The sequence below is a fragment of the Streptomyces sp. BRA346 genome, from assembly GCF_052851135.1.
In genome coordinates this window covers 259586-285100 of sequence record NZ_JAIWIH010000006.1, presented here as the reverse complement: position 1 = coordinate 285100, position 25515 = coordinate 259586, and the positions used below count along the sequence as shown (strand labels likewise).

Below are 25515 nucleotides of genomic sequence, written 5' to 3'. Positions count from 1 at the left end.
GGGCAACACCCCGCCCACCCAAGCAACGCAACCGCGCGAGGGCGCACACCAGCGCCCTCGCGCGGCGTCATATCCGACACGCTCATCGGAGGCCCTGCGGTGCACGAACTGCCGCAAACGCTGGTCAACGGCCTGACCCTCGGCGCCCTCTACGGCTTGATCGCCATCGGGTACACCATGGTCTACGGCATCGTCCAGCTCATCAACTTCGCCCACGGCGAGATCTTCATGATCGGGGGCTTCGGCGCCCTCACCATCTATCTCTGGCTGCCCAGCGGCACCACGCTGGCGCTGGCCCTGCCGCTCATGCTCATCGGCGGCATCCTCGCCTCGGTCGCCATCGCCACGGCCGCCGAACGCTTCGCGTACCGGCCCCTGCGCGGCGGCCCCCGGCTGGCACCGCTGATCACCGCGATCGGTCTGTCCATCGCGCTCCAGCAGGCCGTCTGGGCGTTCTACCCCGACGCCAAGAAGGCCCGCAGCTTCCCGCAGTTCGAGGGCAGCTCATTCGCGATCGGCGACAGTCTGCACATCCAGCGCGGCGACGCGTTCCTGCTGATAGCCGCCCCGCTGTGCATGCTCGCCCTGGGGCTGTTCGTCTCCAAGAGCCGGGCCGGGCGCGCCATGCAGGCCACCGCGCAGGACCCCGACACCGCCAAGCTGATGGGCATCAACACCGACCGCATCATCGTGATGGCCTTCGCCATCGGCGGTGCGTTCGCCGCCGTCGCCGCCCTCTCCCACGGGCTCAAGTACGGCCAGATCAACTTCGAGATGGGCTTCATCGCCGGACTCAAGGCCTTCACCGCCGCCGTGCTCGGCGGCATCGGCAACATCTACGGCGCCATGCTCGGCGGCGTCGTCCTCGGCATCGCCGAGGCCCTGGCCATCAAATACATCCAGGACATCCCCGGAATGGATCAGCTCGGCGGCGGGGCCTGGAAGGACGTCTGGGCCTTCACCCTGCTCATCCTCGTCCTGCTGGTCAGGCCCCAGGGGCTGCTCGGCGAACGCGTAGCGGACCGGGCGTGAGGGAGTGAACCGATGACCACCCACATCAGCAAGGCACCCGGCGCCGGCACCCCGGCCCCGCGCACCACCCTGCTCCGGGCGCTCACCGCGGCCGGCGGCCTCGCCACCGTCGCCTCCACCTTCCTCGCCTGGACCTGGACCTCCGACTTCCCCGGCGACCTCACCGTCTACGGCTACCCCGGCGGACTCCAGGTCCTCACCCTCGCCCTGGGCCTGGCCACCCTGCTGTTCGCGGTCGCCGCCCTGGACGTCCGGGGCTTGCGCTGGCTCACCCCCGCGGGCTCCACCGCGGCCCTGCGGCTGCTGGCCCTCGGCGCCCTCACCACCACCTGGTTCACCCTCATCGCCATCGCCGTCGACCAAGGCGGCCTGGTCAACCTCGAACCGGGCGGCTGGGTCGCCGCCGTCGCCACCGCCGTACCCGTCGCCACCGCGTTCCTGCTCACCGACGACACCCGGCCGGTCCGCCGCCCCAAACAGCTCCCCTCCTGGGCGGACATCCTCATCATCGCGGCCGTCTTCACCCTCGGCCTCTACATCGTCAACTACGGCATCCAGACCGACGAGGACAACCCCGAGCCCTTCATCGGCTACCTCATCGCGCTGTGCTTCGCCGCCGCCGCGCTCCTCAAGGCCGGGCTCATCACCCGGCTCAGCGGACTCACCAGCACCTACCGCTCCCTCACCCTGGTGGCGGCCCTGGTGACCGCGCTGGTCTTCCCCTTCACCCAGGACAAGGCCAGCTACACCGAACTCGGCGTCAACATCGCCATCTTCGCGACCGTCGCGCTCGGCCTGAACATCGTCGTCGGACTCGCCGGACTCCTCGACCTCGGCTACGTCGCCTTCCTCGGCGTCGGCGCCTACACCGCCGCCCTGGTCTCAGGAACCGCCGCCTCCACCATCCACGTCCACTTCCCGTTCTGGGCCGCCATGCTCACCGGAGCCCTGGCCTCCCTCGTCTTCGGCGTCGTCATCGGCGCCCCCACGCTGCGGCTGCGCGGCGACTACCTCGCCATCGTCACCCTCGGCTTCGGCGAGATCTTCCGCATCGCCGTCAGCAACCTCGACGGCACCTCGGGGCCCTCCGTCACCAACGGCCCCAACGGCATCCCCAACATCCCGCCACTGGAGATCTTCGGCTTCAACTTCGACGACGAGCACAGCTTCGCCGGGCTCACCCTCGACTCCAACAGCAACTACTACCTGCTGATGCTGCTCGTCACCGTCATCGTCGTCCTCATCTTCAGCCGGGCCGGAAACTCCCGCATCGGCCGCGCCTGGGTCGCCATCCGCGAGGACGAGACCGCCGCCACCGCCATGGGCATCAACGGCTTCCGCGTCAAGCTCATCGCCTTCGCCCTCGGCGCCACCCTCGCCGGAGTCGCCGGCACCATCTGGGCCCACGTCCAGACCACCGTCGTCCCCGAGCAGTACGTCTTCGCCGGGCCCGTCCCGCCGAACTCCACCTTCCTGCTCGCCGCCGTCATCCTCGGCGGCATGGGCACCATCGGCGGCCCCCTGCTCGGCGCCGCCCTGCTCTTCCTCATCCCCGAGAAGCTGGAATTCCTCCAGGACTACCAGCTCCTCGCCTTCGGCATCGCGCTCATCCTGCTGATGCGCTTCCGCCCCGAAGGGATCATCCCCAACCGGCGGCAGCAGCTCGAATACCACGAGACGGGACAGCTCGACGTGCCCGACCAGGCCGCCCTCAGCGGCAGCGCCGTCGGCGTCACCAAGGCGGAGGCATGACAGACATGACCACGACCACCGTCGCGAAGGCCGCCCCCGTGCTCACCGCCACCGGCGTCACGATGCGCTTCGGCGGCCTCACCGCCGTACGCTCCGTCGACCTCGACGTCCACCCCGGCGAGATCGTCGGCCTCATCGGCCCCAACGGCGCGGGCAAGACCACCTTCTTCAACTGCCTCACCGGCCTCTACGTCCCCACCGAGGGGCGCGTCGCCTACCGGGGCACCGTCCTGCCGCCCAAACCCCACCTGGTCACCCAGGCAGGCATCGCCCGCACCTTCCAGAACATCCGCCTCTTCGCCAACATGACCGTCCTGGAAAACGTCCTGGTCGGCCGGCACACCCGCACCAGGGAAGGACTGTGGTCCGCCATCCTGCGCGGCCCCGGCTTCAAACGCGCCGAAGCCGCCTCCAAGGCACGCGCCATGGAACTCCTTGAGTTCACCGGCCTCGCCGCCAAGGCCGACCACCTCTCCCGCAACCTCCCCTACGGCGAACAGCGCAAGCTGGAGATCGCCCGCGCCCTGGCCAGCGACCCCGGACTGCTGCTCCTCGACGAGCCGACCGCGGGCATGAACCCCCAGGAGACCCGGGCCACCGAAGAACTCGTCTTCGCCATCCGCGACACGGGCACCGCCGTCCTCGTCATCGAGCACGACATGCGGTTCATCTTCAACCTGTGCGACCGGGTCGCCGTGCTCGTCCAGGGCGAGAAGCTGGTCGAGGGCTCCTCCGACGTCGTCCAGAGCGACGAACGCGTCATCGCCGCCTACCTCGGCACCCCCTTCGAGGGCGCCCCCGGCGCCGAGGAGGCCGCGGCGGTCGAAGCGGCAGAGGCACGTACAGAGGAGGACGGACAGTGACCGCACTGCTCGAGGTCGAGGACCTCAGGGTCGCCTACGGCAAGATCGAGGCCGTCAAGGGGATCTCGTTCAGCGTCGAGGCCGGCCAGGTCGTCACCCTCATCGGCACCAACGGCGCGGGCAAGACGACCACCCTGCGCACCCTCTCCGGCCTGCTGGCTCCGCTCGGCGGCGCCATCCGCTTCAACGGCAAGCCGCTGAGCGGCGTCCCCGCGCACAAGATCGTCGCCCTGGGCCTGGCCCACTCACCCGAGGGACGGCACATCTTCCCCCGGCTGACGATCGCCGAGAACCTCCAGCTCGGAGCGTTTCTCCGCAAGGACGCCGACGGGATCGCCGCGGACATACGGAAGGTGTACGACCTCTTCCCCATCCTCGGCGAACGCCGCACCCAGGCGGCCGGCACCCTCTCCGGCGGCGAACAGCAGATGCTCGCCATGGGCCGCGCCCTGATGTCCCACCCCAAGCTGCTGATGCTCGACGAACCCTCGATGGGTCTCTCCCCCATCATGATGCAGAAGATCATGCAGACCATCGCCGAACTGAAGGCGCAGGGCACCACGATCCTGCTGGTCGAACAGAACGCCCAGGCGGCGCTGTCGCTCGCGGACCACGGCCATGTGATGGAGATCGGCAAGATCGTGCTGTCCGGGACCGGGGAGGCGCTGCTGCACGACGAGTCCGTGCGGAAGGCGTACCTCGGCGAGGACTGACGTAGTGAGGGGAGGCCTTTGGCCTCCCCTCACTTTTTACTACTCCTTGGCCTTCTTCTCCGCCGCGTCCTCGATGACCGCCTCGGCCACCTGCTGCATCGACAGCCGCCGGTCCATCGAGGTCTTCTGGATCCAGCGGAACGCGGCCGGTTCCGTCAGCCCGTACTCCGTCTGGAGCACGCTCTTGGCCCGGTCCACCAGCTTGCGGGTCTCCAGCCGGAGGGAGAGGTCGGCGACCTCCTGCTCCAGCGTCTTCAGCTCGGTGAAGCGGGAGACGGCCATCTCGATGGCGGGCACCACGTCGCTCTTGCTGAACGGCTTCACGAGATACGCCATCGCCCCGGCGTCCCGGGCCCGGTCGACCAGTTCGCGCTGCGAGAACGCGGTCAGCATCAGGACGGGCGCGATGCGCTCGCCCGCGATGCGCTCGGCGGCGGAAATCCCGTCGAGGACGGGCATCTTCACGTCGAGGATGACGAGGTCGGGCCGGTGTTCCCGAGCGAGCGCGACGGCCGTCTCACCGTCTCCCGCCTCGCCGACGACGGAGTACCCCTCTTCTTCGAGCATCTCCTTGAGGTCGAGGCGGATGAGGGCCTCGTCCTCGGCGATGACGACGCGGGTTGTCTGCGGCGGGACGTGCGACTGCGCGTCGGGGGCGTCAGCGGTGCTCACTGTGCTCCTCGGGTTCCTCTACAGGTGGGGGCACCACGAGCCTACCGATGTCCTGTATCTTTGACGCACGGAGGGGCTAGACTGACCTTCGGAATGCAGGGGCTCCGGTAGTCCAATCGGCAGAGACGATACCCTCAAAAGGTATTCAGTGTGGGTTCGAATCCCACCCGGGGCACTTTTCCTTCGATCCCAAGATCACCGGGGAACGAGAAGCTTTCACTCAATGAAGTGAACAACTCTTCGAATGCGCGCATTGGAGCCGCACAGCGGCCAGGCTCGCAATCGTGTACGACCTCGAAACACGTAAGCGGGCCCTCGCGCTGGTCGCCCAAGGCCGAAGCCTCAACTCCGTAAGCAAACAAACGGGGATATCCCGCTACGCGCTTCGCGCATGGCAGGTCCGACTGGAGCCGACACCCCGTAGGACGGATTGCCCCAGGTGCGCGCCCGAACCAAGTCCGCCGGAAGACGTCGCCGCCTACGCCTACCTGCTCGGGCTCTATCTCGGCGACGGGTGCGTAAGTCACCTGCGAAAAGGCGTGCACTTCCTGCGCATCGCGTGTGCGGATGCCTGGCCGGGCCTCATCGACGCCTGCGCGGGGGCGATTCGCGCCGTACGGCCCGACAACAGCGTCTACCGCGTCCAGCGCCCAGGGTGCGTCATGGTGACCGGCTACAGCAAGCACTGGCCGTGCCTGTTGCCCCAACATGGGCGGGGGAAGAAGCACGACCGCGTCATCGCCTTGGAGCCGTGGCAGCAGGAGATCATCATCGCCCATCCCTGGGAGTTCGTCCGGGGGCTGGTGCACTCCGACGGCTGCCGGATCACCAACTGGACAACGAAGATCGTCGCCGGGGAGCGCAAGCGCTATGAGTATCCCCGGTACTTTTTCACCAACCGGTCCGACGACATCCGAAGGCTCTACACCGACACGCTCGACCAGCTCGGGGTCGCCTGGCGGCAGACCAACGCGTGGAACATCTCCGTCGCCCGCCGCGACTCCGTCGCGCTCATGGATGCGCACGTCGGGCCGAAGTACTGACCGCAGTACTTCGGCCCAGAAAGGCGGCTAGCGGAGGTCGTCGGCGCCGATGTGGTGGACGCGGACCAGGTTGGTGGAGCCGGAGACTCCGGGCGGGGAGCCCGCGGTGATGACGACGAGGTCGCCCCGGCGGCAGCGGCCCAGCCGCAGGAGTTCCTCGTCGACCTGGCGGACCATCTCGTCCGTGGAGTCGACCGTCGGGCCGAGGAAGGTTTCGACGCCCCAGGTGAGGTTGAGCTGGGAGCGGGTGTTGGGGTCGGGGGTGAAGGCCAGGAGGGGGATCGGGGAGCGGTAGCGGGAGAGGCGGCGGACGGTGTCGCCGGACTGGGTGAAGGCGACCAGGAACTTGGCGCCGAGGAAGTCGCCCATTTCGGCCGCCGCGCGGGCGACCGCGCCGCCCTGGGTGCGGGGCTTGTTGCGCTCGGTGAGCGGGGGGAGGCCCTTGGCGAGGATGTCTTCCTCGGCGGCGGTCACGATGCGGCCCATGGTCCGGACCGTGGCGATCGGGTATTTGCCGACGCTGGTCTCGCCGGAGAGCATCACCGCGTCCGTGCCGTCGATGACGGCGTTGGCGACGTCGGAGGCCTCCGCGCGGGTGGGGCGGGAGTTGTCGATCATCGAGTCGAGCATCTGCGTCGCGACGATCACCGGCTTGGCGTTCCGCTTCGCCAACTTGATCGCGCGCTTCTGGACGATCGGCACCTGCTCCAGCGGCATCTCGACGCCGAGGTCGCCGCGGGCGACCATGATGCCGTCGAAGGCGTCGACGATCTTCTCCAGGTTCTCGACCGCCTGCGGCTTCTCGATCTTGGCGATGACCGGGAGCCGGCAGTCCTCTTCCTGCATCACCCGGTGCACGTCCACGACGTCGTCCCCGTTGCGGACGAAGGACAGGGCGATGACGTCGGCCCCGGTGCGCAGCGCCCAGCGCAGGTCCTCGATGTCCTTCTTGGAGAGGGCGGGGACGGAGACGGCCACGCCGGGCAAGTTGAGGCCCTTGTGGTCGGAGATCATCCCGCCTTCGATGACGATCGTGTGCACCCGCGGCCCGTCGACGTCGACGACCTCGAGGGTGACGCGGCCGTCGTCGACGAGGATGCGCTCGCCCTTGTTGACGTCGGCGGCCAGCCCCTCGTAGGTGGTGCCGCAGCGGAAGCGGTCGCCCTCGATCGGCTCGACGGTGATGGTGAACTCGTCTCCGCGTTCAAGGAGTACGGGCCCCTCGCGGAAGCGGCCGAGCCGAATCTTCGGACCTTGAAGGTCGGCGAGGATACCGACGCTGCGGCCGGTTTCCAGCGAGGCCTTGCGGACTCGCCGATAACGCTCCTCGTGCTCGGCATAGGTGCCGTGGCTGAGGTTGAAGCGGGCCACGTCCATTCCGGCTTCGACGAGCGCCTTGATCTGCTCGTACGAGTCGGTGGCGGGTCCCAAAGTACAGACGATTTTTGCTCGGCGCATGCTGCCGAGCCTATGACTTACTCATGGGTAAAGAACCGGAAAGCAGCCACTCCCCCATGGCCTTTGCATGGCGGGTTATCGACAACTAATGAAACGTGCATAGGGGTGCTCCGATGAGCGATTCGGGGCCGCTACACGGGCCGCAGCACGGAGTCGATTCACAGGTCCGGGGGCGTGATCGTAAAGCGCGCCGTGACGTGCGCGTATACGGTCTGGCGTTCGGGTTCCAGATCGAGCGCGGCCGCGTCCCCCGCGCCGGAGCGGGCGGAGCGGTGACGCGGGGCCGCCACCGCCACCGGCATCGGCGGACCCGCCTCCCCCTCCGCACCCAGGTCGGCCAGCTCGACCAGGGCGACGAGCCCGGCACCGAGCGCCCCCGCGTACTCGCGGGCGCGCTGCACCGCCTCCCGCACCGCCTGCTGCCGGGCCCGGCCGTGGACGGGTGAGTCGGGGCGCAGCCCCCACCAGGGGCCGTCGACCCGGGTCAGTTCGAGGTCGGCGAGGCGGGTGGTGAGTTCGCCCAGGGCGGTGAAGTCGGTGACGGTCACGGCGAGGTGCACCCGGCCGTGGTAGGCCCGCACCCGCTCCTGGCGGCCCCTGGCCAGCTCCGGGTTGATCGCGAAGGCGCCGGTCTCCAGCTTCTCGATCGCCTCGCCGTAGGACTTCACCAGGTCCAGCGCCCGCTGGTTGCGGCGGGTGAGGTCGTCCAGCGCGGCCCGCCGGTCGGCGCCGCGGGCGCTGACCGTGACGGAGAGGCGGGCGATCTCGGGGTCGACCTCCAGCGTTGCCTCGCCGAGCACCGCGACGCGCGGGGTGTCGGGGGTGCCGTACGGGACGTGCCGGTCCGTATCCATACGGGGGCTCCTGTTCGGGGCTCGTGGACGTGGCTTGATCCTGCCCTGCGCCGGGCGCTCGGCGTGCTCTGATCGCAACCTGTCGGGGGTGTTGCGGACGGGTGCGGCTGCGCCAGAATCTACGCGCGTTGTGCCCATTTCGCAGGTATCCCAGGGGAGTTCAGCCATGCCGCTCAACCGTCGGACGTTTCTGGGCCGCACCGCGGCCACCAGCGCGGGGGTCGCGCTCGCCTCGGCCGCGGCCACCGCTCCGGCGGACGCGCACGGCCACGGGCGCGGTGAGCGGTACGAGTTCACCGTCATGGGCACCACCGATCTGCACGGCAACGTCTTCAACTGGGACTACTTCACGGACGCCGAGTTCGACGACGCGGCGCACAACGACGTCGGCCTCGCGAAGATCTCGACCCTGGTCGAGCAGGTCCGCGAGGAGAAGGGGCGGCGCAACACGCTGCTGATCGACGCGGGCGACACCATCCAGGGCACCCAGCTGTCGTACTACTACGCCAAGGTCGACCCGATCACCGGCAAGGGCGGGCCGGTGCACCCGATGGCGCAGGCGATGAACCTCATCGGCTACGACGCGGCGGCGCTCGGCAACCATGAGTTCAACTACGGCATCCCGGTGCTGCGGAAGTTCGAGGAGCAGTGCGACTTCCCGCTGCTGGGCGCGAACGCGCTGGACGCGAAGACGCTGCGGCCCGCGTTCCCGCCGTACTGGATGACGCGGCTGCGCACGCCCTGCGGCCGCGGCGTGAAGGTGGCGGTGCTGGGGCTGACGAACCCGGGGATCGCGATCTGGGACAAGGCCCATGTGCAGGGGAAGATGACGTTCCCGGGGCTGGAGGAGCAGGCGGCGAAGTGGGTGCCGCGGCTGCGTTCGATGGGCGCGGACGTGGTGCTCGTCTCGGCGCATTCGGGCACCAGCGGGACGTCCAGCTACGGCGATCAGCTGCCGTACGTGGAGAACGCGGCCGCGCTGGTGGCCGAGCGGGTGGCGGGCATCGACGCGATCCTGGTCGGCCATGCGCATGTGGAGGTGGCCGAGCGCCGGGTGGTGAACAAGGAGACGGGCCGGGAGGTCGTGCTGTCCGAACCGCTCAAGTGGGGTCAGCGGCTGACGCGCTTCGACATCGGGCTGGAGTGGGCGCGGGGCCGCTGGCAGGTGGAGTCGGTGTCGGCGAGGGTGCTGAACTCGGCCTCGGTGGCGGAGGATCCGCGGATCGTGGAGCTGCTCGGCGATGAGCACGGGCAAGTCGTCGGATACGTCAACCAGGTCATCGGCACCTCCACGGCGGCGATGACGGCCACGGAGGCGCCGTACAAGGACGCGCCGATCATCGACTTCATCAACCAGGTGCAGACGGAGACGGTGAAGGCGGCGCTGGCGGGCACGGCGCACGCGGAGCTGCCGGTGCTGTCGCAGGCGTCGTGCTTCTCGCGGACGGCGCGGATCCCGGCCGGGGAAGTCACGATCCGGCAGGTGGCGGGGTTGTATCCGTTCGAGAACACGCTGGAGGCGAGGGTGCTGACGGGTGCCCAGGTCAAGGACTACCTGGAGTTCTCGGCGCGGTACTACGTACGGACCCCGGCGGGCGGTGACGTCGATCCGTCGAAGCTGACCAACGCCGACGACACCCCCGACTACAACTACGACGCGGTGAGCGGTCTGACGTACGAGATCGACATCGCGAAGCCGGTGGGTTCGCGGATCGCCGCGCTGCGCTTCGACGGCAAGCCGGTCGAGGACGCGGCGCGGTTCGTGCTGGCGGTGAACAACTACCGGGCGAGCGGCGGGGGCAACTTTCCGCATGTGGCCGCCGCCCAGCAGGTGTGGGCCAACTCGGAGGAGATCCGTAACACGATCATCGCGTGGGTGAAGGCGAAGGGGACGATCGACGGGGTCGGGTTCGCGTCGGTGGACTGGAAGCTGACGCGCGACGGCACGCCGGTGTTCTGAGGCGGCCGCTCAGGTCCGGGTGGGGGTCCGGCCGGTGCGCTGGTCGGGCAGGTGCATCCGGCCGCTGCCCCGGGCGACCGGCGCCGACGGGGCGGCGGGCCGCTGCGGGGCGGCGTCGCCCGGCCGGGAGGGCTGGAGTCCGAAGGTGGTGAAGGCGGTGCGGGACGGCAGGGGGAAGACGGGTTCGGCGCTGAGCGAGTTGAGGATGACGGCGGAGCGCCAGGCGGCCAGCCCGAGGTCGGGGGTGCCGACGCCGTGGGTGTGCCGCTCGGCGTTCTGGACGTGCACGGATCCCTTGATGAGGGGGTCGAGGACCAGCCGGTGCTGGGCGTCGACGCGGGGCCGTTCCGAGGAGTCGCGCCGGATGTACGGGTCGAGGGCGGCGAGCAGGGTGTCGACGCGGCGCTCGCGGTAGCCGGTGGCGAGGACGACGGCCTCGGTGGTGTGGCGGGTGCGGGTGCCCTGGTGGGCGTGCTCCAGGTGGAGTTCGAGCCGGGCGGCGGCGATGCGGCCTGCGGTGCGGACGGTGACGCCGGGGGTGAGGACGGCGCCCGGCCAGTCGCCGCCCTGCTGGGCGCGGCGGTACAGCTCGTGGTGGATGGCGGTGATGGTCTCCTGGGCGATGCCCTTGTAGAGCTGCCACTGTCCGGGGAGGAGCTGGTCGCGGACGGCCTCGGGGAGGGCGTGGAAGTAGCGGGTGTAGTCGGGGCTGAACTGCTCCAGGCCGAGCTTGCTGTACTCCATGGGCGCGAAGGACGGCGTACGGGCGAGCCAGTGCAGCCCCTCGGCGCCGAGCGGCCGGTGGCGCAGCAGGTCGAGGAAGACCTCGGCGCCGGACTGGCCGGAGCCGACGACGGTGACGTGGCCGGTGTTCAGCAGCCGTTCGCGGTGTTCCAGGTAGTCGGCGGAGTGGAGGACGGGGACGTTGGGGGCGTCGGCGAGGGGGCGCAGGGTTTCGGGGACGTGGGGTTCGGTGCCGACGCCGAGGACGAGGTGGCGGGCGTGGGTGCGGCCGGGGGACACGGCCTCGCCGTCGGGGCCGAGCGTGCTGAAGTCGAGTTCGAACAGCTCGTGGTCGTGGTCCCAGCGGACGGCGTCGATCCGGTGGCCGAAGTGGAGGCCGGGGAGCTGTTCGCTGACCCAGCGGCAGTAGGCGTCGTATTCGGTGCGCTCGATGTGGAAGCGCTCGGCGACGTAGAAGGGGAAGAGCCGTTCGCGGGCCTTGAGGTAGCTGAGGAAGCTCCAGGGGCTGGCGGGGTCGGCGAGGGTGACGAGGTCGGCGAGGAAGGGGACCTGGACGGTGGCGCCGTCGATGAGGAGCCCGGGGTGCCAGTGGAAGGCGGGCCGCTGTTCGTAGAAGGCGGTGCGCAGGGTGGGGACGCCGTGGGCGAGGGCGGCGAGGGAGAGGTTGAACGGGCCGATGCCGATGCCCGCGAGGTCCAGGGGCTGGTCCGGGGTGGTGGGTTCGGCTTCGGGTTCGGGGGCGAACGGCGGGGTGGGGGGTTGTGCGGTGCTCATGGGGTGGTCGTGCCTTCCACGAGGTCGAGCAGCCGGCGCAGATCGCCGGGCTGGATGTGCGGGTTGAGGAGGGTGGCCTTGAGCCACAGCCCCTCGGGGGTGGTGGCGCGGCCGAGGACGGCGGTGCCGCGGTGCAGGAGGCCGCGGCGCAGCGCGGCGACGGAGTCCGGTCCGGCTCCCTTGGGGCGGAAGAGGACGGTCGAGAGGGTGGGGCGGGCGTACAGCTCCAGGGCGGGGCGGGCCTGGACGAGGTCGGCGAGGGCGTGGGCGTGGGCGCAGACCTGGTCGACGAGGTCGCCGAGGCCGTGGCGGCCGAGGGCGCGCAGGGTGACGGCGATCTTGAGGATGTCGGCGCGGCGGGTGGTGCGGAGGGAGCGGCCGAGCAGGTCGGGGAGTCCGGCGTCGGTGTCGTCGTGGGCGTTGAGGTAGTCGGCTCGGTGGCCGAGGGGGGCGAGGGCGGTGGTGTCGGGTACGGCGAGCAGACCGGCCGCGGCCGGTTGCCAGCCGAGCTTGTGGAGGTCGAGGGCGACGGTGTGGGCGCGGTCGAGTCCGTCGAGGCGCTTGTTCAGGGTGTCGCTGAACAGGAGCGGCCCGCCGTAGGCGGCGTCGATGTGGAGGGTCGCCCCGTGGCCGTCGCAGAGGTCGGCGAGGTCCGGGAGGGGGTCGATGGCCCCGGTGTCGGTGGTGCCCGCGGTGGCGACGAGCAGGGTGGGGCTTGGTAGCTGTGCGGTGAGGGCGTCGTGGACGCGGGCCGGGTCGAGGACGCCGGTGGGGGCGGGCAGGGTGTGCGGCGGGCGCAGGCCGAGCAGCCAGGCGGCGCGGTGGACGCTGTGGTGGGCGTTGGCGCCGCAGACGATACGGAGGGGCGCGCCCTGGGCGGCTTCGCGGGCGAGGAGCAGGGCGAGCTGGTTGGATTCGGTGCCGCCGGTGGTGACGAGGGCGTCGGGCGCGGGGCCGTGCGGGTACACCAGTTCGGCGAGGGCGCGGCAGGTCAGCGCCTCCAACTCGGCGGCGGCGGGCGCCTGGTCCCAGGAGTCGAGGGACGGGTTGAGCGCGGAGACGGCGAGGTCGGCGGCGGCCGCGACGGCGAGCGGCGGGCAGTGCAGATGGGCGGCGCAGTGCGGGTCGGCCGGGTCGGCGGCGCCCGCGGTGAGGGCGGTCACGAGGGTGCGCAGCGCGTGGTGCGGCCCTTCCCCGTGGTCGGGGATGCAGGGCCGGGCCGCGCCGTGCGTCCGGTGGGCCACGGCGCCGGGTCCTCCGGCGGGGATCGGCCCGCCGCGGTCGGCGGCGCCGTGGGTGAGGGCGTCGAGGACGGTGTCGAGCATCGGGCGAAGCGCGCCTGGTCCCTCGCTCCCCCCGGCGAGGAGGCGGGCGGTGCCGGAAGCGGGCATGGGCCTCAAGCTACTTGGCCCGCCGGCGGATCGGCCGGGCTCGGCCGGAAGTGCACCCGTACGTGGTACGGGTGCACGGCGCGGGTTGATCGAAACCCGCGCCCCCTGGGGGTGTCTTGTCGATCAGGCCGGATCAGCGAGCGGTGTCTGGTGCGGTACATCGCAACCCGCGTGAGGAGAGCGCAGCGGCGCTGCGCGCGACGAGCGCGGGGCCGCGAGGTGCCGCCCGCCGCGGCAGCGGCTGATGTCACCGCGGCGTCGCGAGCCCGGCATGATCGGCGAGACACCCCTAGCGCACGGGTTCGTTCCGTACCCGCAGGGCGCGCCGCAGGTCGTCGAGCTGGTCTTCGAGGCGGCGGCGCAGGGCGGGGAGGAGGTCGGGGGCGGTGAGGCACTCCTCGCCGAGCCGCAGGGTCGTCGCGTCCACCGTCGTCGGGAAGCCGGAGCGGGCGAGGGCATCGGCGATGGCGGGGCCGCGGCGGGCGGCGGTCGCGGGGGCGTCGGTGAAGAAGCGGGGGACGTACTCGGTGAGCAGGTCGTGGTGTTCGGGCTGCCAGAAGCCGGTGGCGGTCGCGGTGACGAGGTAATTGGAGAGAGCCGGAAGGGCCGGACTGTCGCCGAACAGGGCGTCCCAGGCGGCCCGTTTGGCGTCCGGGTCGGGGAGTGCGGCGCGGCAGCGGGCGGCGCCCTCCTGTCCGGTGGCGCTGGAGTCGCGGGCGAGTTCGGCGTCGATGTCGGCGGGGCCCGCAGCGCCGAGGACGGCGAGCCGTCCGAGGATCTGCCAGCGCAGTTCGGGGTCGAGGGCGGGGCCGCCGGGGACGGTGTCGCCGTCGAGCCAGTCGGTCAGCTCGGCGGGGGCGGTGGCGCTGGCGATGTAGGTGCGTACGGCGGACAGCCGCAGCCCGGGCCCGGAGCCGTCCTCGGTGCGGCGCAGCAGGTCGCGGCAGGTGGCGGCGAGGGTGCTGAGGGCGGCGGGCCGCTGGTCGGCGGGGACGTAGCGGTCGGCGATCTGGGTGCGGGCGAACGCGAGGACGCCCTGCACGATCGCTATGTCGGTCTCGTGCGGGAGGTGGGTCCGGGCGGCGTCGAGGTAGTCGGCGGCCGGGAGGTCGCCGTCGCGCACCATGTCGCGGGCGGCGTTCCAGAGGGTGGCGCGGCTGACGGTGTCGGGGAGGCCGGAGAGGGAGCGTACGGCGGCCTTCCAGGAGCCGGGGTCGAGGCGGATCTTGGTGTAGGTCAGGTCGCCGTCGTTGAGGAGGATCAGGTGGGGGCGGGGGCCGGTGAAGGAGAGGCGGGCGGTGGGGTCGGTGCCGTTCAGTTCGGCCTCGACGCGCTTGCGCAGGACGAGTTGGTGGGGGGCGGCGGGTTCGTGGTCGTAGAGGCCGATGGCGATGCGGTGGGGGCGGCGGCGGACGGGTTCGGGGGCTCCCTCGTGGTGGATCTCCAGGTGCCAGTGGCCGCCGTCCGTGGTGACGGCGGGGGTGAGGGTGTCCACTCCGGTGGTGCGCAGCCAGGCGTCGGCCCAGGCGTGGACGTCGCGGTCGGTGGAGCGGGCGAGGGAGTCGAGGAAGTCGGCGAGGGTGGTGTTGCCGAAGCGGTGCCGCGTGAAGTGCTCGTTGATCCCGGCGAGGAAGTCCTTCTCGCCGAGCCAGGTGACGAGCTGGCGCAGCGCGGAGGCGCCCTTGGCGTAGGAGATGCCGTCGATGTTGAGGCGGGCGGCGGCGGTGTCGGGGACGAGTTCGGGTGCGGGGGCGACGGGGTGGGTGGAGGAGCGCTGGTCGGCGTCGTAGCCCCAGGTCTTGTGGCGGATGCCGAAGTCGGCCCAGGTGTCGGTGTAGCGGGTGGTCTCGGTGAGGATCTGGAAGCCCATGTACTCGGCGAAGGACTCGTTGAGCCAGAGGTCGTCCCACCAGGTCATGGTGACGAGGTTGCCGAACCACATGTGGGCCATCTCGTGGGCGATGACCATGGCGCGGGTCTGGCGTTCGACGTCGGTGACGGCGGAGCGGAAGACGAATTCGTCGCGGAAGGTGACGAGGCCGGGGTTCTCCATGGCGCCGAAGTTGAATTCGGGGACGAAGGCCTGGTCGTAGGAGTCGAAGGGGTACGGCTCGTCGAAGATCTCGTGGTAGCGGTCGAAGCAGCGCCGGGTGATGTCGAGGATTTCGTCGGCGTCGGCTTCGAGGTGGGGGGCGAGCGAGCGGCGGACGTGCAGTCCGAAGGGCAGTCCGGCGTGCTCGATGTGCACGGAGTGGTACGGGCCCGCGGCCAGCGCGACCAGGTACGTGCTGATGGGCGGGGTGGGGGCGAGCCGCCAGCGGCCGTCCGCGGGGTCGCCGTCGCGGGTGGCGGTGCCGTTGCCGAGGACGGTCCACCGCGGCGGGGCGGTGACGCGGACGTCGAAGACGGCCTTCAGGTCGGGCTGGTCGAAGGCCGCGTAGACGCGGGGGGCGTCGGACATGGCGCACGTGGTGTAGAGGTAGGTCTCGCCGTCGGCGGGGTCGGTGAAGCGGTGCATGCCCTCGCCGGTGTGCGAGTACGTCATGTCCGTCTCGACGCGCAGCTCGTGCTCGCCCTCGGCGAGGCCGGTGAGCGGGATCCTGCCGTCGGCGATGACCCGGGCGGGGTCGAGCGCGAGGTCGTGTCCGTCGAGCACCGCCCGGTGCAGGGCGGCGGGGTTCAGCTCCACGAAGGTGTCCGCGCCGTCCTCGCGGGCGCTGAAGCGGATGGTCGTGGTGGAGCCGAAGTGTGCGTCGCCGCGGGTGAGGTCGAGGTCGATCGTGTAGCGGTGGACCTCGATGAGGCGGGCTCGGATCTGCGCGTCCTCGCGCGTCAGTACGGACATGGGGACATGCTGCCCTACCCGCGGTAGGCGGCACACGGGAGTTCGGAGTCTGCCGGGCGCGGGCGTACGTGGGGGCGCACCACCGGTGTGCGCCCGTGCCGTACGCCCGTGCCGTACGCCCGACGGGCGGGGCCGCGGTGGGGCTCAGGAGCGCGCGATCGTCTCGTGATGCCGGATGACCTCGGCGATGATGAAGTTGAGCAGCTTCTCGGCGAAAGCAGGATCGAGTTTGGCGCTTTCCGCCAGTTCGCGCAGCCGGGTGATCTGGCGGGCCTCGCGGGCGGGGTCGGCCGGGGGAAGCTTGTGGGCGGCCTTGAGGTGACCGACCTGCTGAGTGCACTTGAAGCGCTCGGCGAGCATGTGGACCACGGCCGCGTCGATGTTGTCGATGCTCTCGCGCAGCCGGGCCAGCTCCGCGCGTGCGGCGTCGTCGGCCTCGTGGGTCGTGCTGGTCGGGTCCGGCCGGCCGGGGCGGGCGGCGGGGTCGGTCTCGCGGTGCGTCATGGCCCCCGACCCTATGCCAGCGGGGCCGGGCCCTCGGCTCCGGGACCGCCCCGCCCCCGGTGGGGGGTTGTGAAGGGGACGGAGCGGCTCCCGGGGAGGTCTGCCCCCGGTAGCAGCGCCTCCACCGTGGAGGAGCCGGAAACGCGAGACGGGGTTCCCTTCGGCGCGGGGATTTTCCGGCCCGGCCGGGCCCCGGATGTGCCCTGCCGGACCCCCGGACGTGCCCGGTAGGGCCCCGGCCGGGCCCCGGACGTCACGCGGACCCGGCGCGCACTGCCGCGCCGGGTCCCGTTCCTGCCGTGGTGCGGGTGCCGGGGTCAGCCGCCGAGCTGGGCCGCCGCGGTCTTGATGTTCTGGGCGAAGGTGCTCACCTCGGTGTAGACACCGGGCTTGCCGGGGCGGGCGCAGCCCTCGCCCCAGCTGACGATGCCGACCTGGATCCACTGCCCGGCGTCGTCCTTGCGGAACATCGGGCCGCCGGAGTCGCCCTGGCAGGTGTCGACGCCGCCGGTGGACATCTTGCCGGCGCAGATCTCCTCACCGGCGACGAGTTCGCTGTACGCCGACTTGCAGGTGGCGTCGTCGACGAACGGCACGGTGGCCTTGAGCAGGTAGCGCTGCTGGCTGCCGCCTTCGGTGGCGGCGCCCCACCCGGCGACGGTGAAGTCGCCCTTGTTGTACGCCGTGGTCTCGGCGATCTTCAGGGTGGGCTGGTTGATGGGCTGGGCGAGCTTGATGAGGGCCCAGTCCTTGCCGGTGCCGTTGTAGCCGGGGGCCCGGAGCACCCGGGTGGACTTGACCTTGGTGGCGCTGGAGCTCTGGAGGTCGACGACGCCCGCGGTGGCGGTGATGGAGGTGTTGGCGCCGCTGCCGTTCACGCAGTGGGCGGCGGTGAGCACCAGGGTCGGGGAGTAGAGCGCGCCGCCACAGCCCATGGAGAGGCGGACCATGAAGGGGAATTCACCCTGGGCGGCGCGGGTGCCGCCGACGACGGAGGGGCCGGGCTCGGGGCCGGTGGGCTGGGCTGTCGCGGTGCCCGGCATGAGGCTGAACGCGGCGAGGGCGACCGCGCCGAGGGCCGCGGATCTCTTCAGGTGCTTCAGTGCGTTTCGCAACGGAAGTCCTTTCGTGGGGGGTTGCGCAAAAATGTCAGGCCCACGTCAAATGACGAGACCTGCGAATGCCCAGCGATTATGTGAAGTCCGCGAACAGCCTGGCAAGGGTTGCTTTCCGGCCAATCCGACGCCCCGTCAGCTACGCCCCCACACCCTCACCTGCCGCACCGCCGCCCCGGACCACACGGCCCGCGCGGCCTCCGCGCCACCGCGCCCGGCCGACCGTACAGTGGGCACGTGGCGGCACCGGGCAGCGACATCGAACATGGCTATCCGCACCTGGACATGGTCCGGGCCTCGCTCACCGCGCTCTACCGGCGGCTGTCGCGCGACACGGTGGACACCTTCGGGCTCAGCGTGGTCCCCGGTGACGTGGCCTTCGCCGACCAGGACGACCTGCACCTGGGCGTCCAGCGGGTGGCCCGGGTGATGGTGCGGCACATGCGGCTGCCGGACGCCCGGATGATCGTGAGCTTCCGCGAGATGCGGCACGCGGGGAACGTGGAGCTGGCCGCCGGGCCGGAGTACTTCATCGAGCTGAACTCGCGCTTCAAGACCCACCGCCGCGACATCGGGGCGGCCCTCGCCCACGAGGTCACCCATGTGTATCTGCACCGGCTCGATCTGGCCTTCCCCGGCACCCGCGACAACGAGATCCTCACCGACACCACCGCCGCCTACCTCGGCACCGGCTGGCTGCTGCTCGACGCGTACCGCCAGGACGCGGTCACCAGTCAGAAGCTGGGCTATCTGACGCCGGAGGAGTTCGGCTACGTCCTCGCCAAGCGGGCCCGGCTCTTCGACGAGGACCCGTCGCCCTGGTTCACCAGCCCGCAGGCGTACGAGGCGTACGCCAAGGGGCTGGAGCTGGCTCTGCGCGACGAACGGCAGCCACCGCTCGCCGCGGCCGGCTGGACCGGACGCCGCCGGTACGCCAAGGACCGCCGTTCGGCGCAGTCCGGTCACCCCTCCCCCACCGGGGGCGACTACGTCTTCGAGGGCGGCCCGCCGCTCAGCGTGTCGTTCCCCTGTCCTACGTGCCGCCAGCGCATCCGGCTCCCGGTGCGCGGCAGGCTGCGGGCGCGCTGCGGACTGTGCCGTACGGTCCTGGAGTGCGACACCTGACACGGCCCTGAGGGGGCGGGGCGGCGTGCGAGCGCACTCCACGTCGTACCCTCGCGTGCATGAGCCCCTCCATCGCCACCAACACCCGTGTCGCCCTGGACGAGCTGCTGGAGTTCGTCCGCCCGCGGCACCGCGCCATCCTGATGACCCGCCGCTCCGACGGTTCCCCGCAGGCGTCCCCGCTGACCTGCGGCGTCGACGACTCGGGCCGTATCGTCATGTCCACCTACCCCGAGCGCGCCAAGGTCCGCAACGCCAAGCGCGACACGGCCGTCAGCCTGATCGTGCTGTCCGACGAGTGGAACGGACCGTGGGTGCAGATCGACGGCACCGCCGAGGTCATCGACACCCCCGACTCGGTCGAACCGCTGGTCGAGTACTACCGCAACATCGCCGGTGAGCACCCGGACTGGGACGAGTACCGCTCGGCCATGCGCAAGCAGGGCAAGTCGCTGATCCGGGTCACGCCCGAGCGCTGGGGCCCGATCGCCACCGGCGGCTTCCCCGCCCGGCTGGTGGAGGACTCCCCCGAGGGGTGAGCACCTTCGCACACGCCACGCGGCGCCCTCCCCCGGTCGGGTGGGGGAAGGCGCCGCGCGGCCGGTCCCGTACGCCGTTGTACGGGCGGAGACTCGAGGACCGTCAGTCCATGCGGGTCAGACCTCGGGGTCAGACCATGAGGGCCCGGTCGGTGGGGCGGATCGGGGCGGGCAGGGCGCTGGCCCCGGCCAGGTAGCGGTCCACGCCGCGCGCCGCGGAGCGGCCCTCGGCGATGGCCCAGACGATCAGCGACTGGCCGCGGCCCGCGTCACCGGCGACGAAGACGCCGTCCACGTTGGTCGCGAAGTCGGCGTCGCGCGCGACGTTGCCGCGCTCGTCCAGCTCCAGGCCGAACTGCTCGACGAGGCCGTTCTCCCGATCGGTGCCGGTGAAGCCCATGGCCAGGGTGACCAGCTGGGCCGGGATCTTCCGCTCGGTGCCCGGCTTCTGCTCCAGCTTGCCGTCCTTGAACTCCACCTCGATCAGGTGCAGCCACTGGACGTTGCCGTCCTCGTCGCCCTCGAAGTGGGTGGTGGAGACGGAGTAGATCCGCTCGCCGCCCTCCTCGTGGGCCGAGGTGACCTTGTAGAGCATCGGGAAGGTGGGCCAGGGCTGGCCCTCGCTGCGCTCCTCGCCCGGCTTGGGCATGATCTCCAGCTGGGTGACGGAGGCGGCGCCCTGCCGGTGGGCGGTGCCGACGCAGTCGGCGCCGGTGTCACCGCCGCCGATCACCACGACGTGCTTGCCCTCGGCGGTGATGGGGGACGCCGTCAGGTCGCCCTCCTGCACCTTGTTGGCGAGCGGCAGGTACTCCATCGCGAAGTGGATGCCGTTCAGCTCGCGGCCCGGGACGGGCAGGTCGCGGGAGGTGGTGGCACCTGCCGCGATGACGACCGCGTCGTACCGCTTGCGCAGCTTGGCCGCGTCGATGTCGCGCCCGATCTCCGTCTCGGTGCGGAACTTGGTGCCCTCCGCGCGCATCTGCTCGATGCGGCGGTTGATGTGGCGCTTCTCCATCTTGAACTCGGGGATGCCGTAGCGCAGCAGCCCGCCGATGCGGTCGGCCCGCTCGTACACAGCGACCGTGTGTCCGGCGCGGGTCAGCTGCTGGGCGGCGGCGAGCCCCGCCGGGCCCGAGCCGATGACGGCGACGGTCTTGCCGCTGAGCCGCTCGGGGGGCTGCGGGGTGACGTCGCCCGCGTCCCACGCCTTGTCGATGATGGTGACCTCGACGTTCTTGATGGTCACCGCGGGCTGGTTGATGCCGAGGACACACGCCGACTCGCACGGGGCGGGGCACAGTCGCCCGGTGAACTCCGGGAAGTTGTTGGTCGCGTGCAGCCGCTCGCTGGCCTCCCGCCAGTCCTCGCGGTAGGCGTAGTCGTTCCACTCGGGGATGAGGTTTCCGAGCGGACAGCCGTTGTGGCAGAACGGGATGCCGCAGTCCATGCACCGGCCGGCCTGCTTGCTGATGATCGGCAGCAGCGAGCCGGGGACGTAGACCTCGTTCCAGTCCTTGACCCGCTCGTCCACCGGACGGGTCTTGGCCACCTCGCGGTCGGTGGTCAGGAAGCCCTTGGGGTCAGCCATTGGTCGCCGCCTCCATCATCTTCTCGTGGGTCTCGGACTCGGAGAGTCCGGCTCGCTCGGCGGCGTCCTTGGCGGCGAGCACGGCCTGGTACGTAGCGGGGATGATCTTGCTGAAGCGGGCGAGGGCGCGGTCCCAGTCGGCGAGCAGCGCGGCCGCGACGGTGGAACCGGTCTCCTCCTGGTGGCGGCGCACAGCGTCGTGCAGCGCCTGCTTGTCGGTGTCGTCCAGCTCGCCGGAAACGGCGTCGCGGAGCTCGACGTTGACGTTGTCCCGGTCGAGGTCGATGACGTACGCGATGCCACCGGACATGCCGGCCGCGAAGTTGCGCCCGGTCGGGCCGAGGACGACCGCCTGGCCACCGGTCATGTACTCGCAACCGTGGTCGCCCACGCCCTCGGAGACCACGGTCGCGCCCGAGTTGCGGACGCAGAACCGCTCGCCGACCTTGCCGCGCAGGTACATCTCGCCGCCGGTCGCACCGTACGCGAGGGTGTTGCCCGCGATGGTCGAGTACTCGGCCAGGTGGTCGGCGCCCCGGTCCGGGCGGACGATCACTCGGCCGCCGGACAGGCCCTTGCCGACGTAGTCGTTGGCGTCGCCCTCCAGCCGCAGCGTGATGCCGCGGGGCAGGAACGCGCCGAAGGACTGTCCGGCCGAGCCGGTGAAGGTGATGTCGATGGTGTCGTCCGGCAGGCCGGCGCCGCCGAACTTCCGGGTCACCTCGTGGCCGAGCATGGTGCCGACGGTCCGGTTGATGTTGCGGATGGCGACCTGGGCGCGGACCGGCTGGGCGGCCTCGGCGGAGTCCGCGTTCAGCGCGTCCGCCGCGAGCTTGATCAGCTCGTTGTCCAGGGCCTTCGCCAGGCCGTGGTCCTGCTCGATCACCTGGTGCCGGACGGCGCCGTCCGGCAGCTCGGGGACGTGCAGCAGCGGGCCGAGGTCCAGGCCCTGCGCCTTCCAGTGCTGAACGGCCTGGCTGGTGTCCAGCAGCTCGGCGTGGCCGATGGCCTCGTCCAGCGTGCGGAAGCCCAGCTCGGCGAGGAGCTCGCGGACCTCCTCGGCGATGAACTGGAAGAAGTTCACCACGAACTCGGCCTGGCCGTTGTAGCGCTCGCGCAGCACCGGGTTCTGGGTGGCGATGCCGACCGGGCAGGTGTCCAGGTGGCACACGCGCATCATCACGCAGCCGGAGACGACCAGCGGCGCGGTCGCGAAGCCGAACTCCTCGGCGCCGAGCAGTGCGGCGATCACCACGTCGCGGCCGGTCTTCAGCTGGCCGTCGGTCTGCACGACGATGCGGTCGCGCAGCCCGTTGAGCAGCAGCGTCTGCTGGGTCTCGGCGAGGCCCAGCTCCCAGGGGCCGCCCGCGTGCTTGAGCGAGGTGAGCGGCGAGGCGCCGGTGCCGCCGTCGTGGCCGGAGATCAGCACCACGTCGGCGTGCGCCTTGGAGACGCCCGCGGCGACGGTGCCGACGCCGACCTCGGAGACCAGCTTGACGTGAATGCGCGCCTTCGGGTTGGCGTTCTTCAGGTCGTGGATCAGCTGGGCGAGGTCCTCGATGGAGTAGATGTCGTGGTGCGGCGGCGGGGAGATCAGGCCGACGCCGGGCGTCGAGTGCCGGGTCTTCGCCACCCACGGGTACACCTTGTGGCCGGGGAGCTGGCCGCCCTCGCCGGGCTTGGCGCCCTGCGCCATCTTGATCTGGATGTCATCGGAGTTGACCAGGTATTCGCTGGTCACGCCGAAGCGGCCGGAGGCGACCTGCTTGATGGAGGAGCGCCGCGTCGGGTCGTGCAGCCGCTCCGAGTCCTCGCCGCCCTCACCGGTGTTGGACTTGCCGCCCAGCTGGTTCATGGCGATGGCCAGGGTCTCGTGCGCCTCCTGGGAGATGGAGCCGTACGACATGGCGCCGGTCGAGAACCGCTTCACGATCTCGCTGACCGGCTCGACCTCCTCGATCGGGATCGAGGGCCGGTCGCCGTCCTTGAAGGAGAACAGGCCGCGCAGCGTCATCAGCCGCTCGGACTGCTCGTTCACCCGCTCGGTGTACTTCTTGAAGATGTCGTAGCGGCGCGAGCGGGTGGAGTGCTGGAGCCGGAAGACCGTCTCCGGGTCGAACAGGTGCGGCTCGCCCTCGCGGCGCCACTGGTACTCGCCGCCGATGTCCAGCGCGCGGTGCGCGGAGGGGATGCCGCTGGCCGGGTACGCCTTGGCGTGCCGGGCGGCGACCTCCTTGGCGACGACGTCCAGGCCCGCGCCGCCGATCTTGGTGGCGGTGCCGTGGAAGTAGGCGTCCACGAAGGACTCGTCCAGGCCGACGGCCTCGAAGACCTGGGCGCCGCGGTAGGAGGCCACGGTGGAGATGCCCATCTTGGACATCACCTTCAGGACGCCCTTGCCGAGCGCCTTGATCAGGTTCTTGATCGCGGTCTCGGACTCCATGCCGGGCAGGAACGTACCGGCCCGGACCAGGTCCTCGACCGACTCCATCGCCAGGTACGGGTTGACGGCCGCGGCACCGTAGCCGATGAGCAGCGCGACATGGTGCACCTCGCGCACGTCGCCCGCCTCGACCAGCAGCCCCACCTGGGTGCGCTGCTTGGTGCCGATGAGGTGGTGGTGGACGGCGGAGGTGAGCAGCAGCGAGGGGATCGGCGCGTGCTCGGCGTCCGAGTGCCGGTCGGAGAGCACGATCAGCCGGGCGCCGTCCTCGATGGCGGCGTCCGCCTCGGCGCAGATCTCGGCCAGCCGCGCGGCGAGCGCGTCGCCACCGCCGCTCACCCGGTACAGACCGGAGAGGTTGGCGGCCTTCAGGCCCGGCATGTCGCCGTCGGCGTTGATGTGGATGAGCTTGGCCAGCTCATCGTTGTCGATCACCGGGAAGGGCAGGGTGACGCTGCGGCAGGAGGCCGCGGTCGGCTCCAGCAGATTGCCCTGCGGGCCCAGCGAGGAGATCAGCGAGGTGACCAGCTCCTCGCGGATCGCGTCCAGCGGCGGGTTGGTGACCTGCGCGAACAGCTGGGTGAAGTAGTCGAACAGCAGCCGCGGCCGCTCCGAGAGGGCGGCGATCGGCGAGTCCGTGCCCATCGAGCCGATCGGCTCGGCACCGGCCTTGGCCATCGGCGCGAGCAGGACCCGCAGCTCCTCCTCGGTGTAGCCGAAGGTCTGCTGGCGGCGGGTGACCGAGGCGTGGGTGTGCACGATGTGCTCGCGCTCGGGCAGGTCCGCCAGGTCGATCAGCCCGGCCTCCAGCCAGTCGCCGTACGGCTGCTCGCCGGCCAGCTCGGCCTTGATCTCGTCGTCCTCGATGATCCGGTGTTCGGCGGTGTCCACCAGGAACATCCGGCCCGGCTGGAGCCGGCCCTTGCGGACCACCTTGGACGGGTCGATGTCCAGGACGCCGACCTCGGAGGACAGCACGACCAGCCCGTCGTCGGTGACCCAGTAGCGCCCCGGCCGCAGACCGTTGCGGTCCAGCACGGCGCCGACCTGGGTGCCGTCGGTGAAGGTGACACAGGCCGGGCCGTCCCAGGGCTCCATCATCGTGGAGTGGTACTGGTAGAAGGCGCGCCGGGCCGGGTCCATCGAGGGGTGGTTCTCCCACGCCTCGGGGACCATCATCAGCACCGAGTGCGGCAGCGAGCGGCCGCCCAGGTGCAGCAGCTCCAGGACCTCGTCGAAGGTCGCCGAGTCGGAGGCGTCCGGGGTGCAGAGCGGGAAGATCCGGTCCAGGCCCTTCTCCCCGAACAGGTCGCTGACCAGCTGGGATTCGCGTGCCCGCATCCAGTTGCGGTTGCCCTGGACGGTGTTGATCTCACCGTTGTGGGCGACGAAGCGGTACGGGTGGGCCAGCGGCCAGCTCGGGAAGGTGTTCGTGGAGAACCGGGAGTGGACCAGCGCGATGGCCGTGGCGAAACGGCGGTCGGACAGATCCGGGAAGAACGGCTCCAGCTGGCCGGTGGTCAGCATGCCCTTGTACACCACGGTGCGGGAGGACAGCGACGGGAAGTACACGTCGGCCTCGCGCTCGGCGCGCTTGCGCAGCACGAACGCCTTGCGGTCCAGGGCCAGCCCGCTGCTGGTGCCGTCCGCGACGAAGAGCTGGCGGAAGGCGGGCATGGTGGTGCGCGCGCCGTTGCCCAGCAGCTCCGGCGCGACCGGCACCTCGCGCCAGCCGAGGACGGTCAGCTCCTCCTCGGCGGCGATCCGCTCGATGTGCTCCGCGGCCTCGTCACCCGCCGCCTCGGGCAGGAACCCGATACCCACGGCATACGAACCGGCCTCGGGAAGATCGAAGTCGGTCACGTCCCGCAGGAAGGCGTCCGGAACCTGCACGAGGATGCCCGCGCCGTCACCCGAGTCGGGCTCGGAGCCGGTGGCTCCACGGTGCTCCAGGTTCCGTAGCACGGTGAGAGCCTGCTCAACGAGCTCGTGGCTGGCCTCGCCGGTGAGGGTCGCCACAAAGCCGACGCCACAGGCGTCGTGCTCATTGCGCGGGTCGTACATCCCCTGGCGGGCGGGGTGGGATGCGGAACGCAT

18 protein-coding genes and 1 tRNA gene are annotated in these 25515 nt (G+C 70.9%); 9 read left to right on the top strand and 10 right to left on the bottom strand.

The window, feature by feature from the left end; genetic code table 11:
- The first annotated feature begins 99 nt into the window (after positions 1–99).
- Genes LCH29_RS11075 through LCH29_RS11060 form a run of 4 tightly spaced genes read left to right on the top strand, consistent with a single transcriptional unit; the run spans position 100 to position 4360 of the window.
- Entirely contained in the window at positions 100–1032 is a 933-nt protein-coding gene (locus LCH29_RS11075) for a branched-chain amino acid ABC transporter permease (protein ID WP_446461522.1), read from the top strand.
- A 12-nt stretch (positions 1033–1044) separates the two neighbouring features.
- Positions 1045–2784 (top strand): branched-chain amino acid ABC transporter permease, encoded by a 1740-nt coding sequence (locus LCH29_RS11070; RefSeq protein WP_446461521.1) that lies wholly within the window; start codon positions 1045–1047, stop codon positions 2782–2784.
- Positions 2781–3647, top strand: coding sequence for an ABC transporter ATP-binding protein (locus tag LCH29_RS11065; protein ID WP_446461520.1), 867 nt, complete (start codon positions 2781–2783; stop codon positions 3645–3647). The genes LCH29_RS11070 and LCH29_RS11065 overlap by 4 nt, the downstream gene beginning before the upstream one ends.
- On the top strand, positions 3644–4360 hold the full coding sequence (locus tag LCH29_RS11060) for an ABC transporter ATP-binding protein (protein ID WP_446461519.1): 717 nt from the start codon (positions 3644–3646) through the stop codon (positions 4358–4360). Before LCH29_RS11065 ends, LCH29_RS11060 begins: the two co-directional genes overlap by 4 nt.
- A 39-nt stretch (positions 4361–4399) precedes the next feature.
- On the opposite strand, the gene LCH29_RS11055 is transcribed toward LCH29_RS11060, so the two are convergent.
- Positions 4400–5032 (bottom strand): ANTAR domain-containing response regulator, encoded by a 633-nt coding sequence (locus LCH29_RS11055; protein ID WP_446461518.1) that lies wholly within the window; start codon positions 5030–5032, stop codon positions 4400–4402.
- A 101-nt stretch (positions 5033–5133) separates the two neighbouring features.
- On the opposite strand from LCH29_RS11055, the gene LCH29_RS11050 reads away from it, so the two are divergent.
- Together LCH29_RS11050 and LCH29_RS11045 are read left to right on the top strand one after the other, a co-directional pair.
- Positions 5134–5207 (top strand) — tRNA-Leu (locus LCH29_RS11050).
- A gap of 109 nt (positions 5208–5316) precedes the next feature.
- The gene (locus tag LCH29_RS11045) at positions 5317–6075 is read left to right on the top strand and encodes a transcriptional regulator (protein ID WP_446461517.1); all 759 of its coding nucleotides are present in this window, start codon (positions 5317–5319) and stop codon (positions 6073–6075) included.
- 27 nt (positions 6076–6102) lie between these two features.
- Here LCH29_RS11045 and pyk read toward each other — a convergent pair whose 3' ends face one another.
- Together pyk and LCH29_RS11035 are read right to left on the bottom strand one after the other, a co-directional pair.
- Positions 6103–7533, bottom strand: coding sequence for a pyruvate kinase (pyk, locus tag LCH29_RS11040; RefSeq protein ID WP_446461516.1), 1431 nt, complete (start codon positions 7531–7533; stop codon positions 6103–6105).
- A gap of 158 nt (positions 7534–7691) precedes the next feature.
- Positions 7692–8387: an SIMPL domain-containing protein gene (locus LCH29_RS11035; RefSeq protein WP_446461515.1), complete on the bottom strand. Its 696-nt coding sequence runs from the start codon at positions 8385–8387 to the stop codon at positions 7692–7694.
- Between the two features lie 166 nt (positions 8388–8553).
- Between LCH29_RS11035 and LCH29_RS11030 the strand changes: the two genes are divergently transcribed.
- The gene (locus LCH29_RS11030; RefSeq protein WP_446461514.1) at positions 8554–10347 is read left to right on the top strand and encodes a bifunctional metallophosphatase/5'-nucleotidase; all 1794 of its coding nucleotides are present in this window, start codon (positions 8554–8556) and stop codon (positions 10345–10347) included.
- Positions 10348–10356: 9 nt separating this feature from the next.
- Here LCH29_RS11030 and LCH29_RS11025 read toward each other — a convergent pair whose 3' ends face one another.
- From LCH29_RS11025 to LCH29_RS11005, 5 genes are all read right to left on the bottom strand, one after another.
- Entirely contained in the window at positions 10357–11865 is a 1509-nt protein-coding gene (locus tag LCH29_RS11025) for a lysine N(6)-hydroxylase/L-ornithine N(5)-oxygenase family protein (protein ID WP_446461513.1), read from the bottom strand.
- On the bottom strand, positions 11862–13256 hold the full coding sequence (locus LCH29_RS11020) for a pyridoxal phosphate-dependent decarboxylase family protein (protein ID WP_446461512.1): 1395 nt from the start codon (positions 13254–13256) through the stop codon (positions 11862–11864). The genes LCH29_RS11025 and LCH29_RS11020 overlap by 4 nt, the downstream gene beginning before the upstream one ends.
- Positions 13257–13545: 289 nt before the next feature.
- The gene (pepN, locus tag LCH29_RS11015) at positions 13546–16101 is read right to left on the bottom strand and encodes an aminopeptidase N (RefSeq protein WP_446461511.1); all 2556 of its coding nucleotides are present in this window, start codon (positions 16099–16101) and stop codon (positions 13546–13548) included.
- Positions 16102–16245: 144 nt separating this feature from the next.
- Positions 16246–16605, bottom strand: coding sequence for a chorismate mutase (locus tag LCH29_RS11010; RefSeq protein WP_446461510.1), 360 nt, complete (start codon positions 16603–16605; stop codon positions 16246–16248).
- 317 nt (positions 16606–16922) lie between these two features.
- Positions 16923–17720, bottom strand: a complete 798-nt coding sequence (locus LCH29_RS11005; protein WP_446461509.1) for a S1 family peptidase — start codon at positions 17718–17720, stop codon at positions 16923–16925.
- Positions 17721–17957: 237 nt separating this feature from the next.
- Between LCH29_RS11005 and LCH29_RS11000 the strand changes: the two genes are divergently transcribed.
- On the top strand, positions 17958–18845 hold the full coding sequence (locus LCH29_RS11000) for a hypothetical protein (protein ID WP_446461508.1): 888 nt from the start codon (positions 17958–17960) through the stop codon (positions 18843–18845).
- Positions 18846–18904: 59 nt separating this feature from the next.
- Positions 18905–19384, top strand: a complete 480-nt coding sequence (locus tag LCH29_RS10995) for a PPOX class F420-dependent oxidoreductase (RefSeq protein ID WP_446461507.1) — start codon at positions 18905–18907, stop codon at positions 19382–19384.
- A 130-nt stretch (positions 19385–19514) separates the two neighbouring features.
- Here the strand turns inward: LCH29_RS10995 and LCH29_RS10990 are convergent, their stop codons facing one another.
- The gene (locus LCH29_RS10990) at positions 19515–20975 is read right to left on the bottom strand and encodes a glutamate synthase subunit beta (protein ID WP_446461506.1); all 1461 of its coding nucleotides are present in this window, start codon (positions 20973–20975) and stop codon (positions 19515–19517) included.
- Positions 20968–25515 carry a glutamate synthase large subunit gene (gltB, locus tag LCH29_RS10985; RefSeq protein ID WP_446461707.1) on the bottom strand — a complete coding sequence of 1516 codons (4548 nt, stop codon included), beginning with the start codon at positions 25513–25515 and terminating at the stop codon, positions 20968–20970. The genes LCH29_RS10990 and gltB overlap by 8 nt, the downstream gene beginning before the upstream one ends.

Bases quoted from the DNA above. Each gene is read 5' to 3' on its own strand.
- LCH29_RS11010 (WP_446461510.1), bottom strand. From the start codon at position 16,605: ATGACGCACCGCGAGACCGACCCCGCCGCCCGCCCCGGCCGGCCGGAC.
- LCH29_RS11020 (WP_446461512.1), bottom strand. From the start codon at position 13,256: ATGCCCGCTTCCGGCACCGCCCGCCTCCTCGCCGGGGGGAGCGAGGGA.
- LCH29_RS11070 (WP_446461521.1), top strand. From the start codon at position 1,045: ATGACCACCCACATCAGCAAGGCACCCGGCGCCGGCACCCCGGCCCCG.
- gltB (WP_446461707.1), bottom strand. From the start codon at position 25,515: ATGCGTTCCGCATCCCACCCCGCCCGCCAGGGGATGTACGACCCGCGC.
- LCH29_RS10995 (WP_446461507.1), top strand. From the start codon at position 18,905: ATGAGCCCCTCCATCGCCACCAACACCCGTGTCGCCCTGGACGAGCTG.
- LCH29_RS11035 (WP_446461515.1), bottom strand. From the start codon at position 8,387: ATGGATACGGACCGGCACGTCCCGTACGGCACCCCCGACACCCCGCGC.
- pyk (WP_446461516.1), bottom strand. From the start codon at position 7,533: ATGCGCCGAGCAAAAATCGTCTGTACTTTGGGACCCGCCACCGACTCG.
- LCH29_RS11065 (WP_446461520.1), top strand. From the start codon at position 2,781: ATGACAGACATGACCACGACCACCGTCGCGAAGGCCGCCCCCGTGCTC.
- pepN (WP_446461511.1), bottom strand. From the start codon at position 16,101: ATGTCCGTACTGACGCGCGAGGACGCGCAGATCCGAGCCCGCCTCATC.
- LCH29_RS11030 (WP_446461514.1), top strand. From the start codon at position 8,554: ATGCCGCTCAACCGTCGGACGTTTCTGGGCCGCACCGCGGCCACCAGC.
- LCH29_RS10990 (WP_446461506.1), bottom strand. From the start codon at position 20,975: ATGGCTGACCCCAAGGGCTTCCTGACCACCGACCGCGAGGTGGCCAAG.
- LCH29_RS11025 (WP_446461513.1), bottom strand. From the start codon at position 11,865: ATGAGCACCGCACAACCCCCCACCCCGCCGTTCGCCCCCGAACCCGAA.